The organism is Neobacillus rhizosphaerae, assembly GCF_050477885.1.
Lineage (GTDB): Bacteria > Bacillota > Bacilli > Bacillales > Cytobacillaceae > Neobacillus > Neobacillus rhizosphaerae_A.
In genome coordinates, this window is the sequence record NZ_JBCNAC010000137.1 from 13434 (window position 1) to 25039 (window position 11606).

Consider the following 11606-nt stretch of genomic DNA (forward strand, 5'->3'; position numbering starts at 1 on the left):
TCCTGCCTTCAGTTTCGTATATAAAAACAGAAGAACCGTCTCTTGCTTTCTGTGTTTGAATTTTATGTTCCATTCCTTGAAGTCCCTTACCCCTTCATAATAGTCCGAATAAATTATTGGCAAAAGGATAAAATTTATTCTAATTATAAATATAGATAGCCTTTGTTAAAAGGCTATCTATTAGTTCCTAAATATTTAAAATTAACGAAGTAATTGTAGAACTCCTTGAGGCTGTTGGTTTGCTTGAGCAAGCATTGCTTGAGCAGCCTGAGATAGGATAGAGTTTTTAGTTTGGTTCATCATTTCTTTCGCCATATCTACGTCACGGATACGAGACTCAGCAGCTGTTAAGTTTTCGCTAGAAGTAGATAGGTTGTTGATTGTATGATCTAAGCGGTTTTGCACTGCACCCAATTTTGAACGCTCAGCTGATACTCTAGAGATCGCTTTGTTAAGAGCTGAAATTGATAGGTTAGCAGAACCGTTGCTTCCAACACCGATTGCACCTGCTGTGATGCCTAAGCCTGCAGCTGTCATACTAACAACAGAAAGTGAAATTATCTGACTTGCATTAGCTCCAATTTGGAAAAACTTTCCGTCGAAACCGCCGCTTAATAAGTTTTGAGTGTTGAATTGAGTTGTATTAGCGATACGATCCACTTCACTTGTTAACTGAGTTAATTCTTTTTGTATTTCATTTCTATCAGCAGATGTGTTTGTATCGTTTGCACCTTGAACTGCTAATTCACGCATACGCTGAAGGATGTCATGAGTTTCGTTTAAGGCACCCTCGGCAGTTTGGATTAAAGAAATTGAATCTTGAGCATTACGAGAAGCTTGATCCAAACCACGAATTTGCCCACGCATTTTTTCAGAGATTGCAAGTCCTGCCGCATCGTCACCAGCACGGTTAATACGAAGACCAGAAGATAACTTTTCCATTGATTTTGATTGATTTGTTGATGCCGTGTTCAACTGACGGTGTGTGTTAAGTGCTGCAATGTTGTGATTAATACGCATAATATTTTTCCTCCTTAGAATTAAATCAAAATAAATTATTTGGGAAATTCCCTTAAAAATTATCTATAATAAACCCTTAGGGTTATTATCAAAATTAAACGATCTGAATCTTAAATTATTTGTTCTTTTTGTTTTCCTTTATACAATTCTTCTCGAAAAACACTAATTTCTCTAGGTGCATCAATTGCAAATCTTAGTAATCCTGATTCAGTTTGAAGAATAGTAATTTTTATGTATTCTCCAATCTGAGTTGAGGAATCAATTATTTTGGTGCCCTTTTTAAGATAATTACTACTTTTTTTACTCTCTTTCACTTTAATAATTGAAACGTTCTTTGGAGCATCAATGACTAAGCGAAGTTTAGAACCAACTTGTATGACAGTAACCTTAATAACATCATCAATGATCACTGATTGCCCGATTTCTCTGCCTACAATGAGCACGTTACCATCCTCCATTGATGCATTTACTATTACAATTCTTATTATCGGCTGACTTTTTGAATTGTTTAGTATTTTTTTGAAAGATTTTCAGTTTGTGTTTCAAGAAATTTCATGTTATTTTTATTTATTTGATTCATTAAAAACTCTTAGAATTTTCTTGTTGTTTATATATATCGGTTTGCCAAAAATATTGTTTAGCTATTTTTATAATTTTGTTGTTACTTTTTTAATAAATAAAATATAAAAAAGAACTGTTTATCCAAAAGTGTTAATACCTTTGAGATGAACAGTTCTTCTATTTTTTACATTCCTAATTGTTGTGACAGCCATGATCCTTGTGAGTTTAACTGTTGCAAAGCTTTTTCCATTGCTCCAAATTGCTTCCAGAGTCTTTGCTCATATGCATTAATCTTATATTCTTCTCTACCAATGTTTTCATCTAATGACTTCAATTGTTTTGCCATGAAACTTTTAGTATCAACTAGTGAGTCTGGAGAACCTGCTAACGAACCAAGTTCTGTAATCGTAACATTTAATCGTTCATAAATTCTCAAACCAAAACCACTTTTATCATGCACACTACTATCAGTCACTGTTGTCGCGGAAGTAGTCCCGGACTCTTTAGTTGTAAAAAGTTTTTTAATATCTTCTAAATTTGTTTGGAGAACTCCCTTTAATTTATCTTCATTCAATATCAATTTACCGTTATCTCTATAATTTGTAGAAAAATCAATCCCAATGTCTTTTAATGATGTAAAACTTGCAGACAGTGCAGAGTTTTGAACTGTACCTACAAGACTATTACGCATCTCTGTCAGGAAGGATCTAATGGTGGAATCACTTGTTAGAAGTCCACTCTTTGACTTTTCTTCCCATAATTTAATATCATTATCTTTCATATCTTTTTTCTGATCATCAAGTAAGGGCGGATAATCACGATAGCGTTTTTCTGATAATCTACCATTTAAATCAGAAATAAGGTCATTATATTTATCTACAAATGTCTTAATGCTATCAAATATTCCTTGAGTATCACTGTTTACCCGAACTGAAATAGTGCTGTTTACAGGTATTTTTTCTTTTAAGTTAAACGATACTCCCTGGTACGTAAATTTATTTGAGGAAACAGTTATTTGTGTTCCATTAATAGTTACAGTTCCATCTTTGGTATCTGTTCCGACTATATTAGTTGTTGGAACTGGAGTGTTGGCTATCTTCAAAGAATTATTTGTATCTGTAATTGCAATATCAATTTTTTGTGTTGCACCTGTTCCCAAAGTAGTAAAAACCAGTGACCCACCAACATTTTCAGCTTTAACATTGGTTTGACTACTTTTTTCATTTATTTTTGCTATAGCTTGATCAAATGTAAGATTGGGGTCAAGAGTAATATCAATATTGTTTAATTTAAATGAAAGCCCCGCAGCCCCAACACTTGAAGATGCACTCGCAAAACTAACAGTAGCTGGTTTTGCTGCCTCAGCAGGTGTTGCTTCAGAAATCACAAAATCTGTTAAAGTACTAGTACCAGCAGAAGATACTTCTATTCTAGGATCACTCGAAGTTACAGTCTGCTTATTAAAAGTCGACTGCAGACGTAATGCTTCCATCGATTTCCGGAATTCATCCACTTTTTTGTTCACATCACGGTAGGCATCCTGTTTCCAAGTGGCCGTAATTTTATTTTGCTGCATTTTAAATAACCGGCTACTTTGTGCCTTAACAAGGTTAGCTACAATTTCATCCGTATTCATACCAGAAGCCAGCCCGCTGACTCTCAAAGTATTACTGCTATTAATCATTCCGTTTCACTCCTTATCTATCATCTATATAACTAGATAAAAAATAGTTTGTTTTTATTATCGGAGAAAAAACAATATAGTTAAGTATTTTTTCAACCTATTTATTACACAATACAAAAAAAGAGACGCATGAAAACGTCTCATCTCTATAAAACTACCTTAAAATTCCGTTCGCAATCCCTATCATCTGATCCGCATAAGACACTGCTCTAGCATTCATCTGGAACCCTCTTTGCGTGGTCATAAGGTCTGTCATTTCTTTCGTTAAATCCACATTAGAACCTTCTAGAAAACCAGATGCTACTTGAACTTCTTCTGGCTGCATCATTTTTACAAAATCAGATGCGTTAGAGCCATTAGGTAACACGGTAGTATCAATAGAAAGTTCATTCCCACCCATATTTTTTAGAACATGGGGATTTTGAATATCAACAATACCCACTTGCTGGGCCGAAATAAACGGTGCTCCGTTGCCATCTTTGCTTCTCAAGTTCATTTGACCGTTCGCATCAATACTGACCTCGTATTTATCATCTAATTCAATTGGTTTTCCACTTTGGTCTAGCAAATAGCCACCGTTCGCATTAACTAAATGATAGCTTCCTTGTTTATTAGGATTCGGACTTAAATGAAAATTCCCATCGCGTGTATATCTTACCTCGTCCGCTCCACCAGCAGTTGCAGAAGGATAACTTACTTGGAAAAAACCTTTTCCTTGAATCATTAAATCGAAAGGATTTCCAGTTGAAATGGCTTGACCTTGTTCCATGACAAGCTGGGTAAGTCCTGTACGTGTCCCATAGCCAACACGCACGCCATTCGGAGTCAAGCGACCGATTTCTTGATCAACGCGTTCTTGATTGTTTATTTGAGAAGCTAAAATTTCAGAAAAACTTTGGTCTTTTCGTTTAAATCCTGGGGTGTTCACATTAGCCACATTGTTTGCAGAAGTATCAATTTTTTGCTGGTATGCCTGCAGTGCACCAGATGAAATATATAGTGACGTATTCAAATGACTTTTCTCCTAACTGGATGATTATCCGTTAATTTTCCCTACAGAGTATAGTTGTTCTAGCGATTGATTATATACTCCAACCACCTTTTGATTAGCTTCATAGGCACGGACTGTCATCATCATGTCAGCCATTGTTTGACCGGGATCTACATTCGACTGTTCAATGACCCCTTGGTGAAGGGCCACACCCGGATTTGTTCCCCCCGCATCTTGAATAAACGGCAATGGATTTTCAGACTTATAAACATTGCCTCCCTGCCGTGTAAGCTCATATGGATTTTGCACGACGGCAATTCCGATTTGTCCAACATTTCTAGACTGAGCTGGATCGTTAGGATTGGCAATTAGCTGACCATCCGCATTTATGTACAGATTCTCTTTACTAACTCCACCAGTAATTTGAATTGGCTTGTGATCTGCGCCTAGAACTCGATAGCCATCCGATGTGACTAAATTCCCATTTGCATCTAAGTCCCATTTCCCGTTACGTGTGTAGCCAACCGATCCATCAGGAAGCTCCACCGCAAAGAAAGCGGTTGGTTTTACGGTTCGGCCATTGACTACCTGCAGAGGGATATTTTGATCTTCGATGGCAATATCCAAGGGTTGGTCTGTCTGAACAAGTGTCCCTTGAAGGAAGCTTGGGATGCGTTCCTGCGCATACACACCTTTCGTTAATTCACCGATAGGCACTCCTTGTCCTGGCAATCCGGTGGAACCCGGTATATTTTCATTAAAGTCTCTAATTCGTTCCACTAATAATTTGGGAAATGCACGTAGAACGGTATCATCCTTTTTAAACCCAGGTGTTTGTGCATTTGCAAGATTATTTGATAATGTTTCTTGTCTTCGCTCCAAAGAAAACATTCCTGAAGCCGCAGAATATAACCCTCTTAGCATAAAAAAACCTCTCTTCTTAAGTACGTGCCTGCTCAGCCAGTTGGAGAATAAAAGCGACTTCACCATTGCCTTTACCCAGTTGCTTTGCAATCTCTTCCACTGAGAGACCTTTAGCTTTCAAATCAAAAACTTCCTTATATCGATCATTCAAAAATAATTGCTGACCATTGTTTGCTTTTGAAATAGAGTCAGATTCAATTTTCACCGAATTCATTGCTTGAACCATTTCTGCCTTCCATTGTTCATTCTCTCTTTGAATAATCAAATGGTTATGCTCCACAATTGATTTTAAGTCAGACATTTGGCGTATCAGTTTTTCCTGATTGGATAACATCTTTAAGGATAGTTCCTGCTGATAGTCCATTTTTTTTCGGAAAGAACTCTTGATGACTAAATACAGCACAGCGATAAAATTGACTACTAAAGTTGCTACATTTAGATATTCTTGCACGTGTTCTTCCCCTTTCTATTAATCAAGTATATAAATTAATTAATAACCCCTTAATCTCACCAATGCGATCCAATATAGATAACCCTTCATCCTGCTCTTTTAAAACATGGTCAGTTAATTCCATTAGTTTACGGTCGAGAACTTGGACCGTTTTTAATGTTTTATTTCCTCCATATGGATCCCAACTATCTGTTTGATAGAGCCCAACAGCATTCTTTGTTACTTCTCCCATAAAACGCTTGACCACTTCTTTATATTTCCGCAGTTCGGCAAAGGTCGGTTTCTCACTTAAGCGTTGGCCCTGCTGGTCAATTTCTTTCAGTATTTGTTGGAGATGTTCTTTGGTGAGTTCTTTCGAATAGGTATTCATGATTTTTTGAAAGGATGCTGTATTCGTCGATGAACGATCGCTCGGAGAAAGGCGGGAATCACCTATATTAAATCTTACTGGATCCTGAATTTTCAAGTGAATTCACCCCATCTTACTTCTTCAAAATCGGCTTTTGCAAAAGTATCAAAATAAATCAAAATTATGTTGTAATTATACCTCAAGTAAACAGAAATTTCATTAATAGTTAGAGAAAAGTATACTGATAGGATGATAATTTTTTATAAAAAAACACCTTCACATTTATTGCGAAGGCGTTTCGTCAAACTATTAATTATTTTAATCTTTGAATTTGTTTATTTACATCCGTGATGGCAAGTACGACTTCTTCAACACCTTTTGATTGCGTATCGATGCTGGAATTTAGTTCTTCTGTTTGTTTTTGAACATTTCCTACCTCTAACGCAATTTCCTGGCCATATCTTGCTTGCTCATTGGTTGCCATCATCATTTGTTGAACCATTTCTTTGATGCTGTTAATATTGCGAACGATTTCTGCCGCCGTCAGTGCCTGTTCTTTCGTTGCATTAGTTACAGAGCCAGATTGATGTGTTACATTTTCTACAGCAGCAACAATAGCATGACTTCCTTTGGCTTGTTCAGCCGTCGCAATAGAAATTTGTTGTACCTGTTCCTTCGTACTGGTAATTCCTTTTACAATTGCTTCAGCAGTGATTGATTGTTCTTTTGTAGATTGAGTCATTTCTTCAGCCTGGCTTGTTACGCTCTCCACCGCTTTGGTAATGAACTCACTATTTTTTGATTGTTCTTCCGTTGCTTTTGCAATTTGATTCATTTCAACCGTTACTTGAGAGATCCCCTCAGAAATCTTCTTAATCGCTTGGTTCGTTTTATCCGCCAATTGGTTTCCTACTTTTACTTTTTGAGCACCATCTTTAATAGAAGATACTGCAACTGTCGTTTCATTCTGAATCCCCTTGATAAGACCAGCAATTTCTTTCGTTGCTTTTGCAGATCTTTCGGCAAGCTTACGAACCTCATCAGCAACAACTGCAAATCCTTTTCCGTGTTCCCCTGCACGTGCTGCTTCAATTGCTGCATTAAGAGCTAGAAGATTTGTTTGATCAGCGATATCATCAATTACTGCAATAATGCTGCCAATTTCTTCTGAGCTTTTTCCTAAGTTCTCCATTACTCTACTAGTCTGGTCAATAACTTTAGAAATCTCTTTCATCCCGTTCAATGTTTCATTTAATGAAATCGTTCCTTCATAAGCATCATCTTTAACTGCATTGCTTAGCTGATTAACTGTCTGGGCACTTGCAGCAACCTGTTGAATGGAAACAACCATTTCTTCTACTGTGTCTGAAGTTTGTTTAGCCGTATCAGTTAGGCTCACAGCATGCTCACTTACTCCTTTAATAGAGTGGCTCATTTCTTCAATCGAAACAGAAATTTGTTCTACATTCGCACCAGCATTACCTACACTCATTGCCACTTGTTCAATAGACGCCATCATTTCTTGGATTGCTGAAGACGTTTCTTCCGCAGAGGATGCAAAATGGTCTGCACTTGCTGCAACTAAGTTAATGGATGCACTCATTTGTTCAATAGCAGCAGAAATTTCATCTACCCCTGAAGCCGTTATATTCGTGTTGCCAGCAACTTGCTGTATGGATGCAACTAATTCGCTTATCGCATCATTTGCTTTATTCATAGAAGCATCTAGTTGTTGTGCACTAATGGCTGTTTTATCTATCGAATTTTTAATTTCTGTAGCCGAATTAGACGTGATTTCTGCATTTTTCAATACTCTGCTTACTGTACGACGAATGAGTCCATTAATTAAAAATGCGACCAAAATACTTAATACCATTGCTAACACAGAAACACCTATAATCTGAATAAGTGAATTAGTTGAGCGTTGCTTAGCATCATCGATAATCTTATTGGTATTTGTTTGTGAACTTTTGGCCATACTCTCAAGAGAACTGATGGTATTGTCCCCATTATGTTGTAAAACCCCTAATCTTGCATGGGTAGTGTAGTAATTCTCGCCTTCAGTCGCTTTAAAGATTGTTGGAATCGTATTTTCATATGAACCGAAGTTAATATTAAACTGCTGTACTAGCTTTTTATCTTTTGAATTCACTACAAGTTTTTCCAAATCCTTTACATCACTTTTAACTTTTTTAATATCCGCGTTTACTATATCTTCTATCTTTGCTTTTTCATCTGCACTTTTCTCATATGAATATTTGGTTAAATTTAATCGAATGTCTGTAATACTGTCTTTAAGTTTTGAGATGATTTGGGCCTCTTTTAATTGAGTATTCCCTAAATAAGTTACGTCGTCACTTAACACATTTATTTTATAATAAGATACGATCGAAACTGACCCTAAGAATACTAGAAGAATGATAAAACTGCCCCATAGTTTGACTCCCATAGAAACATTATTTGCTAGCTTTAGATACTTGTAGGATTTACTTGAACCATTATTCTGCGTTTTTTTCAGCATTGTATACCTCTCCTTTAGGCTTCTGCCCCTTCTTTGCTATTGATAAAGCTTTGGATCATATCTCTCAAATCATCAAGATTTGTTGTATTTTCCAATAGCTTTTCAATATCTAGAAGAATAACTAACCGATTATCAAACCTTGAAATACCCAACAGGTAAGAAACATTATTTGTTTCCAAAATATTGGTTTGCTCAACCGATTCTGCTGGAAGATCGAGCACATCAGTCGCCGCATCCACTACAATTCCAATTTCTTTGCCGTACACTCTCACAATTATGATTCTTGTCACATCTGTTTGTTTCAGTGCTTCCCCTGTCAATGCCGCACGCATGTCAACAATAGGAATGACAACATCACGAATGGAAGCAACTCCTAGAACATGTGATGCCCGATTTGGATAGGGAGTAATAGAAAGCGTCTGCATTCTTTCAATGGAGACAACTTGATTGATATGTACACCATATTCTTCCTGGCCTAATTTAAAAATAAGTACTTTAGCATCCTGAAACTTGACTTGATCTTTCATACGATGACCCCTCTTCTTGAATTACTTAGTCCTCTACGTCCGATTCATTTTCCTCAGTTTTTATTATTTCTTCTAAATTTACAAGGATAATTAATCGACCTTCGTATTTTGCAATTCCTTCAAAATAGTCTGTATTAAAACCGCTGGATGCTGCAGCTTCAATGGCATCTGAAGGAATATTAATGACATTACTGGTTTTATCTACAATGAAACCTAATTCAATCTCTTCAAACTTCACAATAATAACTCGCGTGCTTTCAGAGTATTCCACTTGTCCTAGGCTTAACTTACTTTGGAGATCAATCAGGGGGATTATATTTCCCCTGAGGTTAATGACGCCTTTTACATAAGCTGGGACATTGGGAACTCTTGTAATGGGAGACAGCCGTTCAATGGATTGAACATAATCAATGTTCAATCCATACTCTTCATCTCGTAATGTAAAAGCGATTACTTTGATATTCTCCATAACTTGGGTTCACCCTTTCTATTAAAAAAATTGATTGGAGTCAACGATTAGTGCTACTTGTCCATTTCCAAGGATTGTCGCACCAGATATAACAGGGAGGTTAGTTAAATATCCACCTAATGATTTTAAGACAATTTCTTGTTGACCAACGACTGAATCAATGACGATTCCTCTGCTTTGGTTACCCTTACGAACGATTACAATAAATTGTTGTTGCTTATCAACCGATGCATTGGTTGGTGGAACTTGCAGGACTTCATTTAAGAATACTAATGGAACAACCTGTCCTCTAAATTGGATTACTTTTTGACCTTGAAGAGTAGTAACTTGATTCTCATCAGCTGTTGTGATTTCCACAATTGAGTTAAACGGGATTGCAAATGTCTCTTCTTCCACCTTCACCAACATCGCGTAAATGATTGATAAAGTCAGTGGTAATTGGATATGAAAAACAGAGCCATTACCAGGGGTAGAATCAATCGTAATTAAACCACCTAATGATTCAATTTTCGTTTTTACTACATCAAGGCCTACACCACGGCCAGAAATGTCCGAAATCTTATCTGCTGTACTAAAACCTGAGGAGAATAGTAATGAATAAACTTGTTGATCTGTCAGAGTTTTAGCTTCCGCCTCTGAAACTACTGCGCGTTCAATTGCTTTGTTTAATACCTTTTCACGATTGATGCCTTTTCCATCATCAGAAACTTCAATAAATACGTGATTTCCACTTTGATATGCTTTTAATGAAATGGTTCCTTCTTCAACTTTGTTAGTTGCAGCTCTCTCTTCTGCTGTCTCAAGTCCATGGTCTAAGGCATTCCTTAGTAGATGTACCAATGGATCACCTATTTCATCAATCACTGTTCTATCTAACTCTGTTTCTGAACCTTCAATAACTAATTGAACTTTTTTATTCAATTCTTTGGCAAGGTCTCGGATCATCCTAGGGAAACGATTAAATACTTGCTCTACCTGGACCATTCGCATATTTAATATGAGTCCTTGCAAATCTGTTGAAATTCGCGTCATGTGTTCAACCGTTTCAGTCAATTCAGAAAGCTGGGATTTCCTTGCAATCTGATCTAGTCTTCCTCGGTCAATAATTAATTCACTGAATAAATTCATCAGCTGGTCTAGTTTATCTATGTCGACACGAATGGATTTAGAGCGTTGTTTTTTCTTAGAAACATTCGAATCTTCTTTATTTTGCTGACGGTTCACTGACTCAACCTTTTCCGATTCTACTGGTGCAGATGAGTTTGCCATTTCTGTATTTTCTATTCCGGTTCTCTCGTCCACAATGACTTCTCTTACCTCTGAAACATTGATTAATGCAGCATGTATTTCCTGAGAGCTACGCTCTGACAACATTAAAAGGGTAAAAGAATCTTCAAATTTCTCTTCCTCAATTTGTTCTACATTTGGGATGGTTTGAATTAACTCCCCTAATTCTTCAGCAGCCTGAAAAACTAAATATGCTCTAATTGACTTCATTACACAGTTAGCATCAAGTGATACTTTAATCTGATATATATTCATTCCAGATTTCGTAGCTTCACTAATGACTGTTGCTTGAAACTCATCCAGTACAAATTCTGCAGTGGCGGCTACCTCACGTGAAGCACTGACAAGTTCTTTGTGATTAGGATTTTGGATTTTTTTTAATTGAGACACAACTTCTGTGACGTTTTCTTTTCCATCTCCACCCGACTCAATACTGTCAACCATTCTTTCTATTAAATCTACACATTTAAAAATAACGTCCATTATTTCTGAAGTAATCGTTAATTTAGAATTACGAAGAAGATCCAGGACATTTTCCATTTCATGCGTTAATGAGGCAAGGTCATCAAATCCCATTGAGCCAGCCATCCCTTTAAGTGTGTGGGCAGAACGAAATATTTCGTTTACAATAGCTGTATTCGTTGAATCTGATTCAAGCTTTAAAAGTTCGTCATTAATTGACTGTAAATGTTCTTTTGATTCTTCGATAAACATCTCTAAATAATTATTTAAATCCATTTCAACTTCCCCTCGCTAAGTAGCATACAAAAGTAGTTCTAGAGATACATTAATAACCCAAAAAAATACAGATATATACCTCAT

At 36.6% G+C, this 11606-nt stretch carries 11 protein-coding genes; all 11 read right to left on the reverse strand.

The genetic code is table 11. The features are described from left to right. Positions 1-201: 201 nt before the first annotated feature. The 11 genes from ABES03_RS18690 to ABES03_RS18740 all read right to left on the reverse strand — a co-directional run bounded on the left by ABES03_RS18690 (position 202) and on the right by ABES03_RS18740 (position 11522). A complete protein-coding gene (locus ABES03_RS18690; protein ID WP_430119451.1) occupies positions 202-1020 on the reverse strand; it encodes a flagellin in 819 nt (272 codons plus the stop codon). A gap of 110 nt (positions 1021-1130) precedes the next feature. Continuing rightward, the gene (locus tag ABES03_RS18695) at positions 1131-1463 is read right to left on the reverse strand and encodes a carbon storage regulator (protein ID WP_430119453.1); all 333 of its coding nucleotides are present in this window, start codon (positions 1461-1463) and stop codon (positions 1131-1133) included. Positions 1464-1765: 302 nt separating this feature from the next. Further along, positions 1766-3265, reverse strand: coding sequence for a flagellar filament capping protein FliD (gene fliD / locus ABES03_RS18700; RefSeq protein ID WP_430119455.1), 1500 nt, complete (start codon positions 3263-3265; stop codon positions 1766-1768). Between the two features lie 154 nt (positions 3266-3419). Then, positions 3420-4277 (reverse strand): flagellar hook-basal body protein, encoded by an 858-nt coding sequence (locus tag ABES03_RS18705; RefSeq protein ID WP_430119457.1) that lies wholly within the window; start codon positions 4275-4277, stop codon positions 3420-3422. A 24-nt stretch (positions 4278-4301) separates the two neighbouring features. After that, positions 4302-5180, reverse strand: a complete 879-nt coding sequence (locus tag ABES03_RS18710) for a flagellar hook-basal body protein (protein WP_430119460.1) — start codon at positions 5178-5180, stop codon at positions 4302-4304. A gap of 16 nt (positions 5181-5196) precedes the next feature. Further along, entirely contained in the window at positions 5197-5631 is a 435-nt protein-coding gene (locus ABES03_RS18715) for a DUF6115 domain-containing protein (RefSeq protein WP_430119463.1), read from the reverse strand. Positions 5632-5653: 22 nt separating this feature from the next. After that, positions 5654-6097 (reverse strand): YaaR family protein, encoded by a 444-nt coding sequence (locus tag ABES03_RS18720; protein ID WP_430119465.1) that lies wholly within the window; start codon positions 6095-6097, stop codon positions 5654-5656. Between the two features lie 196 nt (positions 6098-6293). Continuing rightward, positions 6294-8501, reverse strand: a complete 2208-nt coding sequence (locus ABES03_RS18725) for a HAMP domain-containing methyl-accepting chemotaxis protein (protein ID WP_430119468.1) — start codon at positions 8499-8501, stop codon at positions 6294-6296. Positions 8502-8515: 14 nt separating this feature from the next. After that, the gene (locus tag ABES03_RS18730; protein ID WP_430119470.1) at positions 8516-9028 is read right to left on the reverse strand and encodes a chemotaxis protein CheW; all 513 of its coding nucleotides are present in this window, start codon (positions 9026-9028) and stop codon (positions 8516-8518) included. Positions 9029-9053: 25 nt separating this feature from the next. Then, complete coding sequence (locus ABES03_RS18735; RefSeq protein ID WP_430119473.1) at positions 9054-9497, reverse strand: chemotaxis protein CheW; 444 nt, start codon at positions 9495-9497, stop codon at positions 9054-9056. A gap of 21 nt (positions 9498-9518) precedes the next feature. Beyond that, the gene (locus ABES03_RS18740; protein ID WP_430119475.1) at positions 9519-11522 is read right to left on the reverse strand and encodes a chemotaxis protein CheW; all 2004 of its coding nucleotides are present in this window, start codon (positions 11520-11522) and stop codon (positions 9519-9521) included. Positions 11523-11606 lie beyond the last annotated feature (84 nt).

What these genes read in the sequence shown, in the direction of transcription:
- ABES03_RS18710 (WP_430119460.1), bottom strand. Translation starts at nt 5,180, where the DNA reads ATGCTAAGAGGGTTATATTCTGCGGCTTCAGGAATGTTTTCTTTGGAG.
- ABES03_RS18740 (WP_430119475.1), bottom strand. Translation starts at nt 11,522, where the DNA reads ATGGATTTAAATAATTATTTAGAGATGTTTATCGAAGAATCAAAAGAA.
- ABES03_RS18730 (WP_430119470.1), bottom strand. Translation starts at nt 9,028, where the DNA reads ATGAAAGATCAAGTCAAGTTTCAGGATGCTAAAGTACTTATTTTTAAA.
- fliD (WP_430119455.1), bottom strand. Translation starts at nt 3,265, where the DNA reads ATGATTAATAGCAGTAATACTTTGAGAGTCAGCGGGCTGGCTTCTGGT.
- ABES03_RS18725 (WP_430119468.1), bottom strand. Translation starts at nt 8,501, where the DNA reads ATGCTGAAAAAAACGCAGAATAATGGTTCAAGTAAATCCTACAAGTAT.
- ABES03_RS18735 (WP_430119473.1), bottom strand. Translation starts at nt 9,497, where the DNA reads ATGGAGAATATCAAAGTAATCGCTTTTACATTACGAGATGAAGAGTAT.
- ABES03_RS18690 (WP_430119451.1), bottom strand. Translation starts at nt 1,020, where the DNA reads ATGCGTATTAATCACAACATTGCAGCACTTAACACACACCGTCAGTTG.